At 65.9% G+C, this 22,881-nt stretch carries 20 protein-coding genes and 2 tRNA genes; 15 read left to right on the forward strand and 7 right to left on the reverse strand.

Going from position 1 to position 22,881, the window contains the following annotated elements; translation table 11 throughout:
* Window positions 1–105: 105 nt before the first annotated feature.
* Complete coding sequence (locus OU995_RS11490; RefSeq protein ID WP_267835683.1) at window positions 106–591, reverse strand: hemerythrin domain-containing protein; 486 nt, start codon at window positions 589–591, stop codon at window positions 106–108.
* Window positions 592–659: 68 nt separating this feature from the next.
* Window positions 660–2,069 (reverse strand): argininosuccinate lyase, encoded by a 1,410-nt coding sequence (argH, locus tag OU995_RS11495; protein ID WP_267835684.1) that lies wholly within the window; start codon window positions 2,067–2,069, stop codon window positions 660–662.
* A 219-nt stretch (window positions 2,070–2,288) separates the two neighbouring features.
* Between argH and OU995_RS11500 the strand changes: the two genes are divergently transcribed.
* Both OU995_RS11500 and OU995_RS11505 read left to right on the forward strand, forming a co-directional pair.
* Window positions 2,289–3,395 (forward strand): sensor histidine kinase, encoded by a 1,107-nt coding sequence (locus tag OU995_RS11500; protein WP_267835685.1) that lies wholly within the window; start codon window positions 2,289–2,291, stop codon window positions 3,393–3,395.
* A 27-nt stretch (window positions 3,396–3,422) separates the two neighbouring features.
* The gene (locus OU995_RS11505; RefSeq protein WP_267835686.1) at window positions 3,423–4,229 is read left to right on the forward strand and encodes a LytR/AlgR family response regulator transcription factor; all 807 of its coding nucleotides are present in this window, start codon (window positions 3,423–3,425) and stop codon (window positions 4,227–4,229) included.
* A gap of 21 nt (window positions 4,230–4,250) precedes the next feature.
* On the opposite strand, the gene ppc is transcribed toward OU995_RS11505, so the two are convergent.
* A complete protein-coding gene (gene ppc, locus OU995_RS11510) occupies window positions 4,251–7,181 on the reverse strand; it encodes a phosphoenolpyruvate carboxylase (protein ID WP_267835687.1) in 2,931 nt (976 codons plus the stop codon).
* Between the two features lie 191 nt (window positions 7,182–7,372).
* On the opposite strand from ppc, the gene hemC reads away from it, so the two are divergent.
* The 8 genes from hemC (at window position 7,373) to greB (ending at window position 13,527) form a co-directional block, all read left to right on the forward strand.
* Complete coding sequence (gene hemC, locus OU995_RS11515; RefSeq protein ID WP_267835688.1) at window positions 7,373–8,308, forward strand: hydroxymethylbilane synthase; 936 nt, start codon at window positions 7,373–7,375, stop codon at window positions 8,306–8,308.
* A 4-nt stretch (window positions 8,309–8,312) separates the two neighbouring features.
* Window positions 8,313–9,215 (forward strand): uroporphyrinogen-III synthase, encoded by a 903-nt coding sequence (locus tag OU995_RS11520; protein ID WP_267835689.1) that lies wholly within the window; start codon window positions 8,313–8,315, stop codon window positions 9,213–9,215.
* The gene (locus tag OU995_RS11525; protein WP_267835690.1) at window positions 9,212–10,348 is read left to right on the forward strand and encodes a uroporphyrinogen-III C-methyltransferase; all 1,137 of its coding nucleotides are present in this window, start codon (window positions 9,212–9,214) and stop codon (window positions 10,346–10,348) included. The genes OU995_RS11520 and OU995_RS11525 overlap by 4 nt, the downstream gene beginning before the upstream one ends.
* 10 nt (window positions 10,349–10,358) lie before the next feature.
* Window positions 10,359–11,609, forward strand: coding sequence for a heme biosynthesis protein HemY (locus tag OU995_RS11530; RefSeq protein WP_267835691.1), 1,251 nt, complete (start codon window positions 10,359–10,361; stop codon window positions 11,607–11,609).
* An 88-nt stretch (window positions 11,610–11,697) separates the two neighbouring features.
* Window positions 11,698–11,774: transfer RNA gene (locus OU995_RS11535), tRNA-Arg, on the forward strand.
* 100 nt (window positions 11,775–11,874) lie between these two features.
* A tRNA-Arg gene (locus OU995_RS11540) sits at window positions 11,875–11,951 on the forward strand.
* A gap of 344 nt (window positions 11,952–12,295) precedes the next feature.
* Window positions 12,296–12,901, forward strand: coding sequence for a DUF4114 domain-containing protein (locus tag OU995_RS11545; RefSeq protein ID WP_267835692.1), 606 nt, complete (start codon window positions 12,296–12,298; stop codon window positions 12,899–12,901).
* A gap of 59 nt (window positions 12,902–12,960) precedes the next feature.
* A complete protein-coding gene (gene greB, locus OU995_RS11550) occupies window positions 12,961–13,527 on the forward strand; it encodes a transcription elongation factor GreB (RefSeq protein ID WP_267835693.1) in 567 nt (188 codons plus the stop codon).
* Between the two features lie 15 nt (window positions 13,528–13,542).
* On the opposite strand, the gene OU995_RS11555 is transcribed toward greB, so the two are convergent.
* The 4 genes from OU995_RS11555 to OU995_RS11570 form a co-directional block, all read right to left on the reverse strand.
* On the reverse strand, window positions 13,543–15,807 hold the full coding sequence (locus tag OU995_RS11555) for a RelA/SpoT family protein (protein ID WP_267835694.1): 2,265 nt from the start codon (window positions 15,805–15,807) through the stop codon (window positions 13,543–13,545).
* Between the two features lie 187 nt (window positions 15,808–15,994).
* Window positions 15,995–16,198, reverse strand: a complete 204-nt coding sequence (gene rpoZ, locus OU995_RS11560; RefSeq protein WP_058936171.1) for a DNA-directed RNA polymerase subunit omega — start codon at window positions 16,196–16,198, stop codon at window positions 15,995–15,997.
* A gap of 61 nt (window positions 16,199–16,259) precedes the next feature.
* Window positions 16,260–16,883 carry a guanylate kinase gene (gmk, locus tag OU995_RS11565; protein ID WP_267835695.1) on the reverse strand — a complete coding sequence of 208 codons (624 nt, stop codon included), beginning with the start codon at window positions 16,881–16,883 and terminating at the stop codon, window positions 16,260–16,262.
* A gap of 526 nt (window positions 16,884–17,409) precedes the next feature.
* Window positions 17,410–18,327: a YicC/YloC family endoribonuclease gene (locus OU995_RS11570; protein WP_267835696.1), complete on the reverse strand. Its 918-nt coding sequence runs from the start codon at window positions 18,325–18,327 to the stop codon at window positions 17,410–17,412.
* 31 nt (window positions 18,328–18,358) lie between these two features.
* On the opposite strand from OU995_RS11570, the gene OU995_RS11575 reads away from it, so the two are divergent.
* Genes OU995_RS11575 through hemW form a run of 5 tightly spaced genes read left to right on the forward strand, consistent with a single transcriptional unit; the run spans window position 18,359 to window position 22,785 of the window.
* A complete protein-coding gene (locus tag OU995_RS11575; protein ID WP_058936168.1) occupies window positions 18,359–19,327 on the forward strand; it encodes a serine/threonine protein kinase in 969 nt (322 codons plus the stop codon).
* Window positions 19,324–20,220, forward strand: coding sequence for a PP2C family protein-serine/threonine phosphatase (locus OU995_RS11580; RefSeq protein WP_267835697.1), 897 nt, complete (start codon window positions 19,324–19,326; stop codon window positions 20,218–20,220). The genes OU995_RS11575 and OU995_RS11580 overlap by 4 nt, the downstream gene beginning before the upstream one ends.
* Before the next feature lie 11 nt (window positions 20,221–20,231).
* Window positions 20,232–20,963, forward strand: a complete 732-nt coding sequence (gene rph, locus OU995_RS11585; RefSeq protein ID WP_267835698.1) for a ribonuclease PH — start codon at window positions 20,232–20,234, stop codon at window positions 20,961–20,963.
* 21 nt (window positions 20,964–20,984) lie between these two features.
* A complete protein-coding gene (gene rdgB, locus OU995_RS11590) occupies window positions 20,985–21,590 on the forward strand; it encodes an RdgB/HAM1 family non-canonical purine NTP pyrophosphatase (RefSeq protein WP_267835699.1) in 606 nt (201 codons plus the stop codon).
* A gap of 10 nt (window positions 21,591–21,600) precedes the next feature.
* Entirely contained in the window at window positions 21,601–22,785 is a 1,185-nt protein-coding gene (hemW, locus tag OU995_RS11595; protein WP_267836242.1) for a radical SAM family heme chaperone HemW, read from the forward strand.
* The last annotated feature ends 96 nt before the right edge of the window (window positions 22,786–22,881 follow it).

Raw genomic sequence — 22,881 nt, forward strand, 5'->3', positions numbered from 1 at the left:
CCGTGATGGCATGGATGGCCCTTGCGGACCTGGCCGCTACGGCAGTTATGGCCCTTATGGCCCTTATGGCCCTTATGGCCAGACTGCCGTTCCGGCCCGTGCCGCTCAGTGGCCGCAGCTGGTGCTGCCACAGCCGGAGGCGCCAGCCCCCGCAGCTTCCAGTGCCGGCTCCTGGAGCGTGCCGGTGGCCGGGTCGAAGCCGCGCTGCTGCATGGTGTAGACCAGCGCCGCATCCATCATTTCCGCATGGCCGGGGAACCATTGCGCCAGCTCCTGGCGCACGATGGGCATCGGCTCGCGGTCGTTGAGCTCTTCCGCGTAGCGCACCACCTCACGCATCACGTTGAGCACCATCGCATGCTGGCTGCTGTGGCAGTTGTCCGGCTCGAAACCGGTGGCCGCCATCCAGCCCTCTTCCATCGCGAAATGCGCTTCGGTGTGCGCCAGCAGCGCCTTGAAGGCGGGCAGGGCGTCCTCGCCACGGTCCAGCATGTCGCCGAAGCCGTTGAGCAGCTCCACGAATTCCTCATGGGTGTGATCCAGCTCCGGCTGATTCAGCACCAGGTTGTCAGACCAGTCCAGCGTGCTCATGTTCAAGCGTCCTTCAATGCGCCCAGGCATGGCACCCGGGCGATGCGATGTGATGGATTCGATCAGGTTCAGGCGCCCAGCCGCGCCAGATGGCGCTGGACCTGCACCCGTACCTGCGCCGGTGCGGTGCCGCCCAGCACGTTGCGTGCATTGAGTGATCCCTTCAGCGAGAGCACCTCGTACACGTCCTGCTCAATGCGCTGATCAAACTGGCGCAACGCCTCGAGGCTCAGTGCGGACAGATCCACACCCTGGGCCTGGGCCGTCTTGACGGCATGGGCCACCACCTCATGGGCGTCGCGGAAGGGCAGGCCCTTCTTCACCAGATAGTCGGCCAGGTCGGTGGCGGTGGCGTAGCCCTTCAGGGCAGCCCGTTCCATGGCGTCCGGTTTGACAGTCAGGCCATCCATCATGTCCGCGAAGATGCGCAGGGTGTCGTTCAGCGTGTCGACGGTGTCAAACAGCGGTTCCTTGTCTTCCTGGTTGTCCTTGTTGTAGGCCAGCGGCTGGCCCTTCATCAAGGTGATCAGGCCGATCAGATGACCCACCACACGGCCGCTCTTGCCGCGGGCCAGTTCCGGAACGTCCGGATTCTTCTTCTGCGGCATGATGCTGGAGCCGGTGCAGAAGCGGTCGGGCAGGGCGATGAAGCCGAAGGCCTGGCTCATCCACAGGATCAGCTCTTCGGACAGGCGCGAAATGTGCACCATGATCAGTGCCGCAGCGGCGCTGAATTCGATGGCGAAGTCCCGGTCGCTGACCGCATCCAGGCTGTTCTGCGCCACGCCTTCCATGCCCAGGGTGCGGGCCACCCGTTCGCGGTCCAGCGGATAGCTGGTGCCGGCCAGGGCTGCGGCACCCAGCGGCAGCCGGTTGACCCGCTTGCGGGCATCCAGCAGACGCTCCGCATCGCGGGCAAACATTTCCACATAGGCCAGCATGTGATGGCCAAAGCTGACCGGCTGGGCCACCTGCAAGTGGGTGAAGCCGGGCAGGATCACGTCCGCATGGCGTTCAGCCTGACGCACCAGCACCTTCTGCAGCTCGGTGAGCAGGCCCACCAGGGTGTCGATCTCACCGCGCAGCCACAGGCGTACATCGGTGGCGACCTGGTCGTTGCGGCTGCGGCCGGTGTGCAGGCGCTTGCCGGCCAGGCCCACCAGTTCGGTCAGGCGGGCCTCGATGTTAAGGTGCACGTCTTCCAGGTCCAGCTTCCATTCGAAGCGGCCGGCTTCGATCTCTTCACGGATCTGCGCCATGCCGCGCTGGATGGCTGCATGGTCCTCGGCGCTGATGATGGACTGCGCGGCCAGCATGTCGGCATGGGCCAGGCTGCCGCGGATGTCGGCATCCCACAGGCGCTGGTCGAAGTCGACACTGGCGGTGTAGCGCTTCACCAGGTCGCTCATCGGCTCGGAGAAGAGGGCAGACCAGGCCTGGGATTTGTTGGCCAGTTGGTTGTCGGAGGGATTGGACATCGCGGGCTCAGCGGGCGGGCAGAAACTTCGGAGCAAGTCGTAACCGGCCGCCTGCGCCGCCTTCCGCCACCCGGGTCGGACGCCGAGAGGGCGCCGGGGTGGGCATCAGGGTGGGCACAGGTGAGGGGTCTGTCACGTCTTGTGGCGAACCGGGCGGCCAGCGGCAACCCGGTGGGAGAGAATGCAAACACGATTCTAAAGGGCGAGGACCAAGAGCCGATGGCCGACCGGGCGCAGCAAGCCACCCATGCGCAACATTCCCAGGCAGCGCCTTCCACGCTGGCCGCCTGGGAAGACACGCGGCTGGAGACGCGGCCCATGCCGCCCAGCCCGCTGATCGATGCCCGGCGCCGGTTTGATGTCTGCCATGTGGGCCTGGTGCTGCGTGCGGTGCTGGGCGTGCAACTGGTGCAGGGCCTGGGCCTGGCCATGGCGCAGGCCACGCTGGTGGGCTGGGTCTGGGCCATGGGCACGGCCACGGTGGCCTCCATGACGGCGGTGCTGTCCTGGCTGCTGATCGTCTGCGGCTCCAAGCGGCTGCTCTCCCGGCTGCCCCAATGGGCGCAATGGACCCTGCCGATTGCGCTGGGTGCCGCGTGTGCGCATGGCGGCACAGAGCTGCTGGTCTTTGTCGGTCTCGATGCCGTGACCCCGCTGCAACGGGTGGGCGCCGCTGGTTTTGGCGCGCTCGGGGCGGGCTTGCTGCTGTTCTGGCTGATGCTGCGCGAGCGCGCGCAGGCGCCGGCCGAGGCCTTGGCCCGGCTGGTGGAGTTGCAATCCCGCATCCGCCCGCATTTCCTGTTCAATACGCTGAACACTGCCATCGCCCTGGTGCGGGTGGACCCGTCGCGTGCCGAGGAGGTGCTGGAAGACCTGGCCGAGCTGTTCCGCGTGGCGCTGGCCGATACCGGCCCGCGCACCGAAGGTGTACCGCTGGCGCAGGAAGTGGACCTGGCCAAGCGTTATCTGGCCATCGAGCAGCTGCGTTTCGGCGAACGCCTGCGGGTGGACTGGCAGGTGGACCCATATGGCAACGACACCCGCGTGCCGCCGCTGTTGCTGCAGCCGCTGGTGGAGAACGCCGTGCGCCACGGTGTGGAGCCCAATGACCAAGGTGGGGATGTGAGCATCACCACCCGGGTGCGTGGCAGTGAGGTGGAGATCCGCGTGGTCAACACGGTGGGCGCGCCCGCCCGCACCCGCGGCCATGGCCTGGCCCTGAAGAATGTGAAGCAGCGCCTGCGCCTGATGCATGACGTGGCGGCGCGCATCGAGGTGGCGCCGTCGCCCACCCGTTTCATGGTGCGGATTCTGTTGCCGCGCTGAGTGTTTGGCTGACCTGACAGGAACGACATGCTGACCCAACCCCCGCTGAAGGTGCTGATCGTGGACGACGAGCCGCTGGCCCGGCTGCGATTGCGCGGGTTGGTGGAAGCCAATGACGAGCCGCGCGCCGAGGTGGCGGCCGAAGCCGCCAGCGGTGAGCAGGCCCTGAACTGGTTGAAGGACCATGCCTGCGACCTGATCCTGCTGGATGTGCAGATGCCGGGCCTGGACGGGCTCGGGCTGGCGCAGGCGATGCTGGGGCGGCCACTGGCGCCCGCCATCGTGTTCGTGACGGCCCATGCGCAACATGCGCTGCAGGCCTTCGAACTGGAGGCGCTGGACTACCTGACCAAACCGGTGCGGCGCGAGCGGCTGCAGGCCAGTCTCGTCCGGGTGGCGCAGCGGCTGGTGGAGCGCGCGGCGGCCAAGTCCCGGGGACCGCAGGAAGCCCCACCGGCGGACGACGGGCCGGTGATCAACATCACCGAGCGGGGGCGGCTCTTGCGGGTACCGCTGGCCGAGGTGCTGTATTTCAAGGCGGAGCTGAAGTACCTCACGCTGAGGACGGCCACCCACAGCCATGTGATGGACGGCTCCTTGACCGATCTGGAGCAGCGCCTGGGGGATCGATTCCTGCGCGTGCATCGCAATGCGCTGGTCGCCAAGGCGGCCGTGCGCGAGCTGGAGCGGCATGTGCCGACGGTCGGTGAAGGCGACGGCGAACCGGGCGGTGAACTCGGCTGGGCGGTCCGGGTCGCGCATGTGAATGAATGGCTCGCCGTCTCGCGCCGCCAGGTGGCGGCGGTGCGAGAGGCACTGGCCGGGCAGCGCTGAGGAAGACGCGCGCCGGGCGCGTCAGCCCGTATTGCGCAGCCCCGCTGCAATCCCGTTGATCGACAGATGGATGCCGCGTTGCACCCGCTCCATGCGCGGGTCCTGCGCACGGTTCTCGGCTGGGATCGCCCGATAGCGCCGCATCAATTCCACCTGCAGGTGGTTCAGCGGGTCGATGTAGGGGAAGCGATGCTCGATCGAGCGGGCCAGGGCCGGGTTCGCGGCCAGGCGGTGACCATCGCCGGTGATCAGGGCCAGCGCTTCTTCGGTCCGCTGGAATTCGGCCTGGATCGCGCTGAAGATCTTCTTGCCCAGGCGCTTGTCCTCGACCAGTTCCAGGTAGCGCTGCGCAATGTCCAGGTCGGCCTTGGCCAGCACCATGTCCAGGTTGGACAGCAGCGTGCGGAAGAAGGGCCACTGTTTGAACATGCGCTTGAGCAGGGCCAGCTTGTCCTCCCGGTCTGCACCCTTGCCCAGGAAGCTCAACACACCGGACCCGAAACCGCACCAGCCCGGCAGGGTGATGCGGGATTGGCCCCAGCTGAAGCCCCAGGGAATCGCCCGCAGGTCCTCGATGGCCCGTGTGGCCTTGCGCGAGGCCGGCCGAGAACCGATGTTGAGCTCGGCAATTTCGCGGATGGGTGTGGCGGCGAAGAAGAAGTCGGCAAAGCCCGGGGTGTCGTAGACCAGGCCGCGGTAGGCGGCGAAGCTGGTGTCGGACAAGGACTGCGCCGCCTCCATGAAGGACTTGGGCGCCGGCTTGGTGGGGTGCAGCAGGGTGGCTTCCAGGGTGGCGGCCACCAGCGTCTCCAGATTGCGCCGGCCGATCTCCGGATTGGCGTATTTGGAGTTGATCACCTCGCCCTGCTCGGTCAGGCGGATCTGCCCGTTCACCGTGCCGGGAGGCTGCGCCAGGATGGCCTGGTAGCTCGGGCCACCGCCGCGGCCCACCGTCCCTCCGCGCCCGTGGAACAGGCGCAAGGTGAGCGGGCCCTGCTGACACAGCTCGTCAAACAGCTGCACCAATGCAATTTCCGCGCGGTACAGCTCCCAGCTGCTGGTGAACACGCCGCCGTCCTTGTTGGAGTCGGAGTAGCCCAGCATGATGTCCTGCTCGCCGCCGGAGCGCCGCACCAGTGCGGCCATGCCCGGCAGTTCATAGAAGCCGCGCATGATGGCCGGCGCATGCCGCAGGTCGGCAATCGTCTCGAACAGCGGCACGACGATCAGGTCGCTGATTGCCGCTCCGTCCAGCGTGCCGCGCAGCAGGCCCACCTCCTTCATCAGCAACTGCACTTCCAGCAGGTCGCTGACGTCTTCGGTGTGGGAGATGATGTAGTGACGCAGGGCCTGGCGGCCGTAGCGTTGCAGCGATTCGCGGGCGGTGTCGAAGATGGCGAGTTCGCGCTGGGCATGCTCGCTGTAGCTGGCGCCCAGCACCCGCAGCGGGCGGGTTTCATTAAGCAGGCGCACCAGCAGCTCGCGACGGGCGGTTTCGTCCAGGGCGCTGTAGTCGTGGCACACGCGCGCCGTGCGCAGCAGTTCGGCCACCACGGCCTCGTGCTGGTCCGAGCTCTGGCGCAGGTCCAGGGTGGCCAGATGGAAGCCGAAAACCTGCACGGCACGGATCAGCGGCTTGAGCCGCGGCGCGATCAGGGCCTGGGCATGGTGGCTCTCCAGCGAGGACTGGATGATCCGCAGGTCGGCCAGCAGTTCGTCCGGGGCCTGATAGGGCGACTGCGGTGCCACCGCATGGCGCAGTGCCTCGGTGCCGGTCAGTTCCTGCAGCGTGGCCGCCAGCCGTGCATACATGCCGGTGAGGGCCCGGCGATAGGGTTCATCCAGGCGATGCTCGTTCCGGTCCGGGCTGCGCTCGGCCAAGGCTTGCATCTCCGGCGTGACGCCGGTCAGGCGCAGTGAGATGGACAGTTCCGCGCCCAGCTCATGCAGCTCGGTCAGGTAGTGGCGCAGCGCCACTTCAGCCTGACGCTTGAGCGCCTGGCGCATGGTGTCGGCGGTGACGTTCGGATTGCCGTCGCGGTCGCCGCCGATCCACTGGCCCATGCGCAGGAAGGACGACAGCGACTCGCCGGGCAGCGCCTCCTCCAGCTCGGCATACAGCTTGGGGATCTCGCGCAGGAAGGTCGAGTGGTAGTAGCTCAGCGCATTCTCGATTTCATCAGCCACCGTGAGCTTGGAGTAGCGCAGCATGCGGGTTTGCCACAGCTGGGTGACACGGGCACGGATGAGGCTTTCGTTGGCAGCGCGGTCGCGGTCGGTGTAGAGACCGTCGCGTTGCGTGACCAGCTCGGCAATGGCGCGTTCGGCGTCCAGAATGCTCTTGCGCTGGACCTCGGTCGGATGGGCCGTCAGCACCGGCGAGATAAATCCGTTCTGCAGCGTGCGCGCCACTTCACCCGGCCGCACGCCGGCTTCAAACAAGCGCTCCAGCGCATAAGCCAGCGAGCCGGGCTGCAGGCTGCCTTCGCGGTCGTGGATTTCGCGGCGGCGCACGTGATGGCGGTCTTCCGCAATGTTGGCCAGATGCGAGAAATAGCTGAAGGCGCGGATCACGCTCACCGTCTGCTCGCCGGAGAGGCTCTTGAGCAGCTTGTCCATTTGCTTGCCGGCCTGCGCATCCCGCTTGAGGCGGAAGGCCACCGACAACTGGCGCACCCGCTCCACCAGTTCATACGCTTCGCGGCCTTCCTGCTCGCGGATCACCTCGCCGAGGATGCGGCCCAGCAGGCGGATGTCTTCCATCAACGGCTGGTTCTTGTCCTTGGCGGCCCGGCTGGCCGCCGGCGAGGGGCTCACCTTGCCGCGCGGTGCGGCAGCCTTGCGAGCGGGCTTGGAGGGTTGCTTTGCAGCCTTGGTGGCCTTCGCGACAGGGGGCGCCTTGGCAACCCTGGCGGAGTCGGAACGGGAACGGGAGGCGGAGCTGGCAGGCATGGCGTCGTCTTGCGGCAGAAGGGGTGGCAGGGCGGGGCGATGTAACCGAGTTACCTGTATTTGACTGTATCAGTTTCCGCCCGGGCGACTGGCGCGCAGCCACCTCGCAAACCTCGATATCCCTCAACCAACGCTTCGTGCAGACGTGAGGTCAGATCAGCGCAGGGCCGGTGTCCGCTACGATGCCGGGCATGACGCATACAGAACCATTCGTGATCGCCACGCGGGAAAGCCGTCTGGCGCTCTGGCAGGCCGAACATGTGCAGGCGCTGCTGCAGGCTCGGGGCCTGCAGGTGTCCCTGCTGGGCATGACCACCCGGGGGGACCAGATCCTGGACCGCACGCTCTCCAAGGTCGGCGGCAAGGGGCTGTTTGTCAAGGAACTGGAAACCGCGCTGGAAGACGGCCGGGCGCAGTTGGCGGTGCATTCGCTCAAGGATGTGCCGATGGAGCTGCCCGAAGGCTTTGTGCTGGCGGCGGTGCTGGAACGGGAAGACCCGCGCGATGCACTGGTGTCTCCGCGGTATGCCTCGCTGGCGGAACTTCCCGCCGGGGCCTGTGTGGGCACGTCCAGCCTGCGGCGGGTGACGCAGCTTCGCAATTTGCGTCCCGACCTGCGGGTGGAACCGGTGCGGGGCAATCTGGACACCCGTCTGCGCAAGCTGGATGAAGGCCAGTACGACGCCATCCTGCTGGCGGCGGCCGGTCTCAAGCGACTCGGCCTGGAAGGGCGGATCCGTCAGCGCTTCGGTGTGGACGAGATGATTCCCTGCGCCGGGCAGGGGGCGCTGGGCATCGAGATCCGGGCGGAGCATCAGGCGCTGCGTCCGCATCTGCAGGCGATGACCGATGCCAACACGCATCTGGCGGTGGTGGCGGAGCGAGCCGTGTCCCGCGCGCTGGGCGGCAGCTGCTCCATGCCGCTGGCTGCGCATGCGGTGTGGAATGGCGCTGGGCAACTGTCGCTGACCGCCGCCCTGGGCCATCCGGTACAGACCGACCGGCCGCTGCTGCGCGCCGAGGTGGCGGGGCCGGTGACCGATCTCGCCGCAGCCGAAACGCTGGGCCGGCAAGCCGCTCAGGCGCTGCAGGAGCGCGGCGCGTCTGACTATCTCCAGGACACCTGACCCCATGGCGGACGCGGCACAGTTGCTGCTCACCCGGCCGCTGGCCCAGGCGCAGGACTGGTCGGAGCGCCTGGCCGCGCTGGGCGTGCCGACCCTTGCCTTTCCGCTCATCGACATCGTTCCTTCAGATGACGCCGCCCCCGCGCGGGACGCCTGGGCCGACGTGGCGCGTTTGGCGCTGGTGATGTTTGTGAGCCCGAATGCAGTCCGCCACTTTTTTGATCACCGCCCCCCGGGACAGGGGTGGCCGGAGAACGTCCTGGCCGCCACGGTCGGGCCTGGCAGCGCCCAGGCCCTGGAGGCGGCGGGGGTGCCGTCCGCCTGCATCGTGCAACCGCCGCGCGACGCGGACAGCCTGGACTCTGAGCATCTCTGGCCGGAACTCCAGCGGGTGGCCGGCAGCGACTGGACCGGACGCTCGGCCTTGATGGTGCGCGGCGACGGCGGGCGCGAATGGCTGGGTGACCGGCTGAAAGAGGCCGGCGCCTCGGTGGAGGCCATCAGCGTCTACCGGCGGCAGTGCCCCGTGCTGGACGCGCAGGGGCGTGAATGCCTGAAGACGGTCCTGGCACAGCCGGATCGTCATGTGTGGCTGTTCAGCAGTTCGGAAGCGGTGGGGTATTTGGCGTCGATGCTGGGTGATGTGGAGGCGCGGGCGGGGGCGGGGGCGCGGGCGTCACCGGAGTCCGGGACGGATGGCGGGCGTTTGGCATCGCCGGTGCTGCCGGCGGAAGGCTTCGGGCCGGTGGACTGGGGGGCCGTCCGTGCGGTGGCCACCCATGAGCGAATCGCGGCCCGCGCACGTGCGTTGGGCCTCATCCATGTGGTTTTGGTGCGACCGGACGCCGTGGCGGTGGCTGAGGCTTTCCGTCGTCTGTCAGGGTCCCCCCTAGAATCCGCGACGTGAGCGAGACCAACACCCCAGCGGCCGACGTTTCGTCGCCCTCCACCCCCGCCCCGTCGCCGCGTTCCGGCGGCGCCACCTTGTCACAGGCTGTCGTGGCCGTGGTCGGCCTGATTGCGCTCCTGGCGCTGGGCCTGGCCTGGCAGAGCCAGCAACGCCTGAAACAGGCTGAGCAGGAACTCGTCAGGCGGCAGGACAGCAGCCAGAGCGACGCCAACATTGCCCGCGACCAGTCCCGGCAGGCCCAGGAATTGGCGCGCGACACGGCCGCCAAGGTGGCCCTGCTGGACGCCAAGCTGGCCGAGGTGGCCCTGCAGCGGGAGCAACTGGAACTGCTGATGCAGTCCATGACCCGCTCCCGGGACGAAAACGTGGTCGGTGACATTGAAGCCTCATTGCGCGTGGCCATGCAGCAGGCGGCCATCACTGGCAGTGCGGAACCGCTGGTGTCCGCCCTGCGCCAGGCCGACGAACGGCTGGCGCGCTACCGGCAGCCGCGCCTGGAAGGCGTGCGCCGCGCGGTGGTGCGGGACCTGGACCGGATCAAGGCGGTGAGTGTGGTGGATGTCTCCACCCTGACCATCAAGCTGGACGAAGTCGCCCGCCAGGTGGACGACCTCCCGCTGTTGGCCGTCAGTCAACCAGGGAACCCGCCCGGCAGCGAGGCCCCGCGCACCGCCAGCGTGGCACGTCCGGCCAAAGCGGCTGCGCCCGCCGGCACCAGCACGCCACTGGATCCGAATGCGGGCTGGTGGGAGCGCGCCTGGCACGACGCCGGCAACAAATGGGACCAGCTCTCCAGCGACGTCTGGCGCGAAGCGCGTGGCCTGTTGCGAGTGACGCGCATCGATCATCCCGAAGCCGCCCTGATGGCGCCGGAGCAGATGTTCTTCCTGCGCGAGAACCTCAAGCTGCGGCTACTGAATGCGCGGCTGGCGCTGCTGAGCCGTCAGTTCGACACGGCGCAGAGCGATCTGCGCGAGGCACAAGGCATGCTGGAGCGGTATTTCGATGACCGGTCCCGCAAGCTGACCGTCACGACCGAGCTGCTGCGCCAGGTGCAGGGGCAGGCCCGCCAGGTGCAGGTGCCGCGCCCGGATGACACGCTGGCCGCGCTGAGCGCGGTCGCCCGCTGAGGACAGCGCCATGCGGATGGTGATCTGGCTGGTGCTGCTGTTTGTCGCCGCTGTGGTGGCGGCGCTCACGCTTGGGAACAACGACGGTCTGGCCAGTTTCTACTGGCGCGGCTGGCGCATGGACCTGTCGCTCAATCTTTTCCTGCTGCTGTTGCTGGGCGGCTGTTTTGGCCTGATGACGCTGATGCAGTCGCTGGATGCGCTGCTCACGCTGCCCAAGCGCGCACGGCTGTGGCGCATGGCCCAGCGCGAACGCAGCGCTCAGATCGCACTGCGCGAGGCGCTGGCGGAGTTCTTTGGCGCGCGCTACAGCCGCGCTCAGAAGGCCGCAGAACGGGCCCTGAACATTCAGGCGATGACGCCGGATCTGGCGCAGGACGGTTCTTTCATGGCGCTGGCGCATCTGGTGGCGGCGCAATGCGCCCACCGGCTGCAGGACCGGCGTGGCCGGGACGACCATCTGCGCCAGGCGTTGCAGACGGCGCAGAGCAGTGCCGGTGCCCGGCCCCAGGAAGAGGGTGCGCGGCTGCTGGCGGCCGAATGGGCGCTGGATGATCGGGATGCCCAACGGGCGCTGACGCTGCTGGCGGACCTCGGCCCCGGCGTGGCGCGCCGCACCCAGGCATTGCGCCTGAAGCTGCAAGGCAGCCGACTGGCCCATGAGCCGATGGAGGCGTTGCGCACCGCACGGCTGCTGGCCAAGCACCAGGGCTTCTCCAAATCGGCGGCGCAAGGGCTGCTGCGGTCGCTGGCGAGTGAAGCGCTGGAAGAGGCCCGTGATGCGGACCAACTGCGAGCCACCTGGCAGCAACTGGATGCGGCGGATCGCCGGGATGTGTTTGTGGCGGCGCGCGCAGCGCAGAAGGCGGCGTCCCTGGGGGCGCCGGAAGATGGGCGCGGCTGGTTACGCCCGTTCTGGGATGCGGTGGCCGAGCACGGGGATGATGAACGCCGCGCCTTGGCCGAAGCCTTGGTGCCGTGCATGCCGGGCCTCGGGCCGGAATGGCTGCAGCGGCTGGAATTCGCTGCGCAGCGCTTCCCGCGTGATGCGACCATGGCCTACGCCCTGGGTCATGCGCTGGCGGAGCGGCAGTTGTGGGGCAAGGCCCGGTTGATGCTGGAGCAGGCCGGTGAGGACCGTGAGTTGTCGGTGACGGCCCGCCGCCGCAGCTGGCTGCGTCTGGCGGAAATGGCCGACAACGATGGCGACACGGAGCGCCGTGCCCGTTGCTATGAATCGGCGGCGCGCCTCGGGGATTGATGGGTGGGCGATTGGCGAGCGGTCGTCACAAATCACCGCTCAGTTCTTGCCGAGGCTAAAAAATGCATGCTATAGTCGCAGTCTTTCAGCGGCTGTAGCTCAGTTGGATAGAGTACTTGGCTACGAACCAAGGGGTCGTGGGTTCGAATCCTGCCAGCCGCACCAGAAAATCAGTAGGCTCACTTGTTGAGCGGGCCTGCGAGAAAACAAGCAAGAAGATCAAGACGTTGCTTCCACGACGGTAGCGTCTGACAATCAAAGTCGTGCGGCTGTAGCTCAGTTGGATAGAGTACTTGGCTACGAACCAAGGGGTCGTGGGTTCGAATCCTGCCAGCCGCACCAAATCAGAAGGCCAGTGTTGAAAAACACTGGCCTTTTTCTTTTTTCCCCAATCTTCAGCGATTCATCAGTTCGTTGTTGCCGGAGTCCCTCGGGAGAGGGAGAGAGGGAGAGAGGGAGAGAGGGAGAGAGAGAGACGATGCGTGGGGCTGGAGCGGCCGTTTCCGAACCATCGGGGGCATCGTTTGCACTTGAGTCGTGATGCGCTTCGGCCTGCAGTGCTTGTTGTGTGCTGCCTGCCTGAAGTGGCATGTCGACAACCTAATTCAAGTAAACGGCTCTCTATGAACAACTTTTATCTGCAAGGCTCTCCCTGGAGCAGTCCTTTTTTTGGTGGGCTACCTTCCATGGGCATGGGATTCCCCGGGATGGGCTTCTCCGGTGGCTTTCCTGGTGGTTTTGGTGCTGGCCTGGCCAGTGGATGGATGAGGCAGGTCGCCCACGGCATGAGTGGTGGCTGGGGTGGCATGGGGCCCTGGTGCGGCCATGGCGGTGGCTATGGTGTTCATGGCCACCACGGGGGTCCCGGTTCCTGGGGTGGCGAGGTTCCCCGTGAAGGGCAATGGAATGCCGAGAAGGGGGGCTACACCATCGGCCGGAGTGGTCGCCTGGAGATGACAGTGGGCCAGGCCCACGCGGACTACAAAAATCAGATGCAGTTTCGCGTCAATGGCGGCGAATGGCAGACGCTGAGCAACTCCAAAGACACGGGCCATACCGCCACCATTCATGCTCCCCCGGGGTCCAATGTCCAGTTCCGCATCCAGACGCCGGAGGGCAACACCCTGCGCGCTGGGACAACACGCAATGTCGATGGCCGCGACTACGGCCAGGTGACCAAGACCGACAAGGGCTATCGCCTTGGTTTCGAAGATCAGCCGAACGGCGCCGATCGCGACTTCAATGACGCTGTGCTGAATCTGCGCGACCCGGGACGTCGCTGGGCCTGGTAAGCCTCGCGCCGGCTCATCACGAGCCGGCGCTGCCGCTCCGATCGCGACACAATGGGGTTATGAGCAAGGCATTCACCAAGGAAAGCGACGCAGCCGACCAGGACGACGAGGACAGCCCCTCGCTACCGGCCATCCCCAAGGGTGCGCGCAACTACATGACCCCAGCCGGGTATGCCCGGTTGCGCAGTGAGTTCATGGAACTGCTGGATGTGGAGCGGCCCAAGATTGTCGAGATCGTCTCCTGGGCCGCAAAAAATGGCGACCGTTCCGAGAACGGCGACTATCTTTATGGCAAAAAAAGGCTTCGTGAAATCGATCGCCGGCTTCGTTTCCTGACCAAGCGGCTGGACATTGCCGAGGTGGTGGACCCCAGTGCCCATCACGGCAGCGATCAGGTGTTTTTTGGCGCCACGGTCACCTATGCCAATGCCAAAGGTGAGGAACGCACCATCACCATCAAAGGCATTGATGAGTCCGACAGCCTGGCGGGAGAAGTGAGCTGGGTCTCTCCGATTGCGCGGACGCTGTTGAAGGCTCGCGAAGGCGACGAACTTCAGCTGGTCACGCCCGTGGGGGTGGAAACCATTGAAGTGATCGAGGTGTTGTACCCGGCGCCCGGGGCCTGAGCCCGACCTTGAGCCTTACGGCTTGACCCGCCAGACGCGCATCACCGCGTTGGATCGCTTGAGCGTGCGCAGCGTGTCGGCCAGGTGCAGACGGTCGCGCACGGCCAGCAGCAGCGTCATTTCTGCGGTTTCCCGCTGAGCGGCATCGTCACTCATGGCGATGTGGGTGATGTCCGCTTCCGCGCTGCTCACCGCCGTGGCGATCTGCGCCAGCACACCCTTGCCATTGCGCATCAGCACACCGATTTCCGCTTCGAAGCTGCGGCTCAGTTCCTCTGCCCAGCCCACCGCAATCCAGTGTTCGCTGTCACGCTGGAACAGCCGCCGGCCCACCGCGCATTCGCCGGTGTGGATCACCAGGCCTTCACCGCGACCCAAATACCCCTTGATGTCGTCCCCCGGGATGGGGCGGCAGCAAGTGGCCAGCCGCACCGACGCACCTTCGCTGCCATCGATCAGCACCTGCCCTTGTGACGGGGCGTCATCGGTGGCGAAGCGGCCCATGGTCAGCAGCACCGCATCCGGCCGCTGCCCTTGTTCAGACAGTGTGCGGGCCAGCTTCTTGGCCACGATGCTGGCAATCTTGCGGCCCAGGCCGATCTCCACCAGCAGTTCGTCCACATGGCGGTTGCCGGCCCAGCGGGCGAGGTCTTGCCACAGTTGCGCCGCTGCGGTGTCTTCCTCATCCAGGCTGGGCAGCGCCAGGCCCTCGGCCCGCAGCGCCTGTGCCAGCATCTTGTGGCCGAGTTCGCGGGATTCTTCCTGCTCCAGGTTCTTCAGGAAGTGGCGGATCTTGGAACGGGCGCGGCCGGTACGCACAAAGCTCAGCCAGGCCGGATTGGGCCGCGCGCCGGCGGCTGTGACGACCTCGATCACATCACCACTGCGCAGCTCGGTCCGCAGCGGGACGGCCTCACCGTTGACCTTGGCGGCCACGCAGTGGTCGCCGACGTCCGAGTGGATTGCATAAGCGAAGTCCACCGGTGTGGCGCCCTTGGGCAGGGCCATGATCTTGGATTTGGGGGTGAACACGTAGACCGCATCGGGGAACAGATCGATCTTGACGTGCTCCAGGAATTCGGTGGCGTCCCGGGTTTCGTCCTGGATGTCCAGAAGCGACTGGAGCCAGCGCGAACCCAGTTGCTGCGCGGCCTTGGAGTCGCCCTTGCTCTTGTAGAGCCAGTGCGCCGCCACGCCCTTTTCGGCGACCATGTGCATGGCCTCGGTCCGCATCTGGAATTCCACCGGCGTGCCCAGCGGGCTTACCAGGGTGGTGTGCAGCGACTGATAACCGTTGGGTTTGGGGATGGCGATGTAATCCTTGAACCGGCCCGGCTGCGGCTTGTAGAGCTGATGCAGCACACCCAGCGACCAATAGCACTGGGGCAGGTCCTGCACGATGACGCGAAAGCCGAAGATGTCGCTGACCTGGGCAAAGCTCAGGTGTTTTTCGCTCATCTTTTTGTAGATGGAGAACAGCGTTTTCTCGCGGCCCTGGATTTCCACCCGCAGATTGGCTTCTGTAAAGGCCTTCTGCACATCCCGCTCGATGCGGGTGACCAGGTCGCGCCGATGGCCGCGGGCCTTGGTCACCGCCTTGGCCAGCGCGGCATGGCGCCAGGGGTGGATGTATTGGAACGACAGCTCCTGCAGCTCCCGATAGATCTCGTTCAGACCCAGGCGGTGGGCAATGGGGGCGTAGATGTCCAGTGTTTCGCGGGCGATGCGGCGGCGCTTGTCAAAGGCCATGTGCTGCATCGTGCGCATGTTGTGCAGGCGGTCGGCCAGCTTGATGAGGATCACCCGGACGTCCCGCGCCATCGCCAGCAGCATTTTGCGGAAGCTCTCGGCCTGGGACTCTTCCCGAGTGGAAAACTGCAGCTTGTCCAGCTTGGTGAGGCCGTCCACCAGTTCGGCGGTGGGGGCTTCGAAGCGTTCGATCAGCTCGGTCTTGGTGACGCCGCAGTCTTCCATGGCGTCATGCATCAGCGCGGCCATGATGGCCTGGGCATCCAGGCGCCAGTCGGCGCACAGGCCGGCCACAGCGATGGGATGGGTGATGTAGGGCTCGCCGCTGGCCCGGAACTGGCCTAGATGCGCCTCGTCAGCGAACTTGTAGGCTTCGCGGATGCGCTTGATGTCTGCCTTGGGCAGATAGTGCAGCCGGGTGACGAGGCTGTCGAAGGACGACGCCTCGGACGCAGGGGCAGGTGCTGCCTTCGGGCCCGCGAGCCCGGTCAGACCTGGAATGTGTGCAGTGGCGAAGGAGCGAAGACCCATATGTCAAATTTAACCGATGGGATGCGGGCTTTCCCGCGCAGGGGCACTCCAGCAGCGCCAAAGCGACAAAAGGCGCCGAGTGGGCGCCTTATGGAGAAGTGATCTCAGCCGGAAAGGGCCGGATCCGGAGGTGGTGTGCGCCTGACGACGCAATTGCCTCGCGAATGAAGCGGATTGGAGCGCTGCCTCAGACCGGCACGCGGCGCAGCATTTCCACGCCGACGTCGCCATTGGCGACTTCACGCAGGGCGGTGACGCCCGGCTTGTTCTTGGATTCCAGCTTGGGGGCGTGGCCCTGGCTGAGCATGCGGGCGCGATAGGTCGCGGCGAGCACCAGCTGGAAGCGGTTAGGGATCTTGGTCAGGCAGTCTTCAACGGTGATGCGGGCCATGCTGATGTCCTGGTGGAGTGATACGACGGGATGTGGCGGGATGTGGCGAATGAGCGGGGGCTCATTCGATGAGGTCGAGTGCGCGAAACACGGCGGAGCGGTTTCGGAGCTGAGTGGCGTATTTTAGCCGTTGTGCCTGCACGATGGCTTTCAGGTCGAACAAGGCGGTTTCGAAGACGGCGTTGATCACCACGAAATCGAAGTGGCGGGCCTGGGCGACCTCGTTGCGGGCATTTTCCATGCGTTTGGCGATGACGGCGGGTTCGGTATCGCCACGGCGGATCAGGCGTTCGCGCAATTCATCCCAGCTGGGAGGCAGGATGAAGATGAGCACGGCGTGCGGAAAGAGCTTCTTGATTTGCAGGGCGCCCTGGTAATCGATCTCCAGCACGACGTCTTCGCCATGGGAAATGCGCTGCTCGATGGCGTTGCGGGAAGTGCCATAGAGGTTGCCATGGACCTCGGCCCACTCGAAGAACTCTTCGCGTGCGACCATCGCCCGAAATTCTTCCGGCCCCACGAACAGGTATTCACGCCCATGCTGTTCCTGGCCGCGAGGGGCGCGGGAGGTATGCGAGACCGACACGGTCAGCTTGGCATCCAGTTCCAGCAGCGCCTTGACCAGACTGGACTTGCCAGCCCCGCTGGGGGCGGCCACAACGAACAAATTACCAGGGTATTCCATCGAACAATTTTAGCGTCACGCCCGTCACCGCCGAAGCCAACAACTCACGAACCGCCGGCCTCCCGCAGGGCGCCCCGCTGTGCTGCCGCAGCTCTCCGCCCGTGGAGGCCCAAAGTCGCATGAACGCGCGCAGCGCCGTTCAAGCGGGGCTGCTGGTGAGCACGAGGGTCGCCGCCGGGCCGCTCCCAAGTCGGCCCGCGGGGCCCACATCCACCCCTTTCACCGCTCCTGTCTGCACTCAGTCGCATGAACGCGCGCAGCGCCGTTCAAGCGGGGCTGCTGGTGAGCGCAGGGGCCGAACGCCGGGCCGCCCCAAGTCGGCCCTTGCCCCCTCGGGGGGCGTGTTTGATGCGCCCTAGGCGCATCAAACCGGGGGCGCACCCAGTCGCATGAACGCGCGCAGCGCCGTTCATGCGGGGGTCTCACTGAGCGCAGGGGCCGCCGCCGGGCCGCTCCCAAGGCGGCCCTTGCCCCCTCGGGGGGCGTGTTTGATGCGCCCTAGGCGCATCAAACCGGGGGCCCTACATCACTCGATATTCTGCACCTGCTCCCGCAGCTGTTCGATCGCCACCTTCATCTCGACCGAGATGTTGGTCAGCTCGATCGCCACCGCCTTGGAGCCCAAAGTGTTGGCTTCACGGTGTAACTCCTGCATCAGAAAGTCCAGCCGCTTGCCGATGTCGCCCCCCTTTTTCAGCAGGCGTTCCACCTCATCCAGATGGGACCTCAGGCGGGTCAATTCCTCCGCCACATCGATCCGCAAGGCATAGGCCGCTGCCTCATTCACCGCACGTTCCTGCAGCGACTGTTCCGACACCGAGGTGGTCGCTCCGGCTGCATTCAGCGCCTCTTTCCAGCGCTCCAGAAACCGCTCCTGCTGACGCTGCACAGCCGCCGGAATGAGAGGCTCCGCCTGGTCGGCCAACTGCCGCAAAGTGGCCACCCGCTGCTTGAGCATCGTCACCAGTTTGGCCCCCTCACGCTCACGCGCTGCCAGGAAGCCTTTCAGGCACTGCCGCGCCGCTTCCAGCACGTGTTCATCGGCAGGAACGGGCCCACCGCTGCCGCCCTTGCACCACTGCAAAGCCTCCTGCACCGACAGCCCCTGGGCCTTCGGCAGCCAGGCTTTCACCTGCTCCTCCAGACGGGCCAAGCGGTTGAGTTGCTCGGGCTGCGGATTGGGCACCGAGCTCTCCGTCTCTCGCTGGAAACTGATGCGCAGCTCCATCTTGCCGCGCTTCACCTGGCTGGTGACCAGATCGCGCAACGCGGGCTCCAGGGCCCGCAGCTCATCCGGCATCCGGAAGCTGAGATCCAGGAATCGCCCGTTCACCGACCGAGCCTCCACGGTGACGCCTGTGGCGACGTGAGAACTAGGGGTTTCGCCGGGGGTCGTCGGTTGTGCCGTGGCGCTGGCATAACCGGTCATGCTGTAAACTGGCATCAGCTATCGGTAGAGAAATCGAACCGCGATTATGTCAAAGCCGAAACCGGCGCCCCTGCCCGCAGGCACGGTGGTGGGTGGCTATCAGATCATCAAAAAACTGGCTGCGGGTGGTTTCGGCGTGGTGTACCTCGCCGAAGACCCCGACCATCATTTGGTGGCCCTGAAAGAATACCTCCCGTCATCACTGGCCGAACGATCACCCGGAGAACTGACGCCCCGCGTCAAACCGGAGAAACAGCCCCTGTACAGACTGGGGCTGCGCAGCTTTTTTGAAGAAGGCCGCTCACTCGCGCAAATTTCGCATCCCAGCGTTGTCTCGGTGCTGAATTTCCTGCGGGAGAACGAGACCGTCTATATGGTCATGAATTACCTGCAGGGCGACACGCTGCAGGATTTCATCGTGACCGCTCGGGATTTGAAACGCGACAAGGTCTTCCGGGAATCCACCATCCGGTCCCTGTTCGACGAAATCCTGAAGGGTCTGCGCATCGTGCACCAGCACAAGATGCTGCACCTGGACATCAAGCCGGCCAACATCTTCATCACCAACGACAACAAGGCGGTGCTGCTGGACTTCGGTGCCGCGCGCGAAGTGCTGTCCAAGGAAGGCAATTTCATCCGTCCGATGTACACACCAGGCTTTGCCGCCCCGGAGATGTACCGCCGCGATGGATCCCTCGGCCCCTGGACCGACATCTACGCCATCGGCGCCTGCATCTATGCCTGCATGCAGGGCTATCCCCCCAACGACGCGCCGCAGCGCCTGGAAAAAGACCGCCTCGGTCTGAGCCTGTCGCGCCTGCGCAATGTGTATTCGGACAACCTGCTGGAAGTGACCGAATGGTGCATGTCGCTGGACCCGCTCACCCGTCCGCAGAGCGTGTTTGCACTGCAGAAGGAACTCTCGCGGGAGACCGAGCGCCGCTACACCAAGCTCAGTTTCAGTGAACGCCTGAAGCTGCAGCTCGAGAACCTCAAGACCGGAGCCAAGGCGTGAGGTTTTCCGTTTATCAGGTCAGCCGCCGCGGCGGCCGGGAAAAGAATGAGGACCGCATGGGGTATTGCTATACCCGCGAGTCCGGACTTTTTGCCCTGGCCGATGGCATGGGCGGCCATCCCGACGGCGAAGTGGCGGCCCACATGGCGCTGCAAAACGTCGCCGCGCTGTATCAACGTGATGCGCAGCCGGTGCTGCCGCATCCCACCCAGTTCCTGGAAACCGCCGTGCTGCTGGCCCACCAGCAACTGCTGGCCTATGCCGCCGAACGCGGCATGAGCGACACGCCGCGCACCACCGTCGTGGTGGCGGTGATGCAGCAGGGCCAGATCTGGTGGGCGCACTGTGGTGACTCGCGCATGTACCTGGCGCGGGACACCGAACTCATCGCCCGCACCCGGGACCATTCCTACAGCGAGCTGCAGGAAGCCCTGGGCCGCCATGCCACCGGTGCTGAGCGCTTCAACCGCCATGTGCTGTTCACCTGCCTGGGCAGCCCCGGCAAGCCGATGATCGATGTCAACGGCCCGGTGCTGCTGCAAAACGGCGACCGCATGTTGCTGTGCTCCGACGGCCTGTGGAGTTCGGTCAGTGATGCCGACATCCTCCGCCTGCTGTCCGAAGCCCGGACCGTGGCCGATGCCGTGCCCGAGCTGGTGGAGCAGGCGCTGCGCCAGGCTGGCGCGCGCAGTGACAACGTCACCGCGCTGGCCGTGGAATGGGAAGGGGAGGGTGATGCGCCCGACTCGATCTCCACGCAGGACCTGGACGACCAAGGCTTTGCCTCCACCATCCATGGCGCAGGCCAGGAACAGCTCGACGAAGCCGAGATCGACAGCGCCGTGCGCGAGATCCAGGACGCCATCCGTCGCGCTGGCAAGAAACCCCGCTGAAGGACCTATTCATGACTGCCATTGCCAGCCGCCCGCAAGGGCGCGCGGCCGACGCCCTGCGCCCGGTTCGCATCACCCGCCACTACACCCGCCATGCTGAAGGCGCGGTGCTGATCGAGTTCGGAGACACCAAGGTGCTGTGTACGGCCTCGGTTGAGGAGAAGGTGCCGCCGCACAAGAAGGGCTCCGGCGAAGGCTGGGTGACCGCCGAATACGGCATGCTGCCGCGCGCCACCCACACCCGCAGCGACCGCGAGGCCGCACGCGGCAAGCAGACCGGCCGGACGCAGGAGATTCAGCGCCTCATCGGCCGCGCCCTGCGCTCGGTGTTTGATCTGAAGAAGCTGGGTGAGCGCACCATCCAGCTGGACTGCGACGTGCTGCAGGCCGACGGCGGCACGCGCACTGCCGCCATCACCGGCGCCTATGTCGCCGCGTCTGATGCGGTGAGCTGGCTGCTGTCGCAGGGCAAGATCACGCAGTCCCCGCTGCTGGACGCCGTGGCCGCGATCTCCGTGGGCATCAAGGACGGCCAGGCGCTGCTGGATCTGGAGTACGTCGAGGACTCCACCTGCGACACCGACATGAATGTCGTGATGACCGGCGCCGGCCATTTCGTCGAGCTGCAAGGCACGGCCGAGGGCGTGGCGTTCACCCGTGCGGAAGTCGATGTGCTGCTGAATCTGGCCGAGAAGGGCATTCGTGACCTGCTCGTGGCGCAGCGCCAGGCGCTGGGCCTTTGACCCGTTGCGGGGGAGCAAGTGATGAAGTTGGTCCTGGCCTCCAACAATGCCAAGAAGCTGAAGGAATTGCAGGCGCTGTTCCAGCCGATCGGGCTGGAACTCGTCACCCAGGGCAGCCTGGGCATTGCTGAGGCGGAAGAGCCCTTCGACACCTTTGTTGAAAACGCGCTGACCAAAGCCCGTCATGCCGCCCGCGAAAGCGGTCTGCCGGCGCTGGCGGACGATTCCGGCCTGGCGGTGGATCAACTGGGGGGCGCACCCGGGGTGCTGTCGGCCCGCTACGCCACCTTGTTCGGCTTCGAAAAAAGTGACGCCGAGAACAACCGTGTGCTGCTGGAGAAGCTCTCCGGCCAGGCGGATCGCCGTGCGCGGTTTGTCTGCGCGCTGGTGGCCGTTCGCTCCGCCACCGATCCGGAACCGCTGATCGCCATGGGCCGCTGGAACGGCGACATCCTGACGGCGGCCCGCGGGGAGTCCGGTTTCGGCTACGACCCGCTGATGTGGATCCCGTCCCTGGGCCAGAGTGTGGCCGAACTGACGGCTGAGCAAAAGAACCGCCTGAGTCACCGCGCGCTGGCTTCGGAAGACCTGCTGCGGCAGATGCGCGAGGCCTGGCACCTTGGCTGACATCATCCGGATGATGCGGCCCGGCACGCTGACCCTGTCGGCGCTGCCGCCGCTGTCCTTGTACGTGCACCTGCCCTGGTGTCTGCGCAAGTGCCCCTATTGCGATTTCAACTCGCATGAGTTCCGCGCCGGCCGGGAGCTGGACGACGCCACGGCCGCCCGTTATCTTGAGGCGCTGCGCGCGGATCTGGAAGCGTCCCTGCCGCTGGTGTGGGGCAGGCCGGTCATTTCCGTGTTCATCGGAGGCGGCACGCCCAGCCTCTTCAAGCCGTCGCAGATCGCGGAGCTGATTTCGGACCTGCGGGCCCGGCTGCCGCTGGAGCCGGGCTGCGAAATCACGATGGAAGCCAATCCTGGCACCTTCGAGCGGGAACGCTTTGCGGGATTTGCCCAGGCCGGTGTGACGCGCCTGTCCATCGGCGTGCAGAGCTTTGACGACGCCCAGCTGACGGCGCTGGGCCGTGTCCACAGCAGCAGTCAGGCCCATGCCGCGATTGAAGAAGCGGCGCGGTCCTTCGACACCTTCAACATCGACCTGATGTATGCCCTGCCGGGGCAGACCCAGGAGGCGTTGGGGAAAGACCTGGACAAGGCGCTGGCCTACCGGCCGCCGCATCTGTCGGTGTATCACCTCACCATCGAACCCAACACCCGCTTTGCCAACCAGCCGCCAGAGCATCTGCCGGACCCGGACCTGGCCAGCGACATGCTGGATCTGATCACCGAACGGACGGGTGTGCAGGGGTTGTCGCGGTATGAGGTGTCGGCCTATGCCCGCGAGGGGCACCGGTGCCAGCACAATCTCAACTACTGGCAGTTCGGTGATTACCTGGGCATTGGCGCGGGCGCACATGGCAAGTTGTCCTTTGCCCATCGGCTGCTGCGGCAGGTGCGGTGGCGGGACCCGGCCACCTACATGAGCAAGGCGCTCGAAGGCCAGGCCGTGTCCAACGAGAATGAAGTGGCACGGTCGGAACTGCCGTTCGAGTTCATGCTCAATGCGCTGAGGCTCAAGGAAGGCGTGTCGATGCAGAGCTTCCTGGAGCGCACCGGCCTGCCACCGTCGAGCATTGCGCAGGCCATGGCGCAGGGCCGGGCCAAGGGCTTGCTGGACCCGGACCCCGCCGTGATTCGCGCCACGCCACTGGGCTTCGATTTTCTGAGCGATCTGCAGGCGCTGTTTCTGGCCGCTTGAATTCATGCCGGTGATCCGGCCGATGCTGTGCCAACAAGGGCCTGCGCCGCCCTCTGCAGCCGACGCAAAAACGCCCCCGAAGCGGGTCGCTGGGGG

This window comes from Roseateles sp. SL47, from assembly GCF_026625885.1.
In the GTDB taxonomy this organism is placed as follows: Bacteria; Pseudomonadota; Gammaproteobacteria; order Burkholderiales; family Burkholderiaceae_C; genus Roseateles.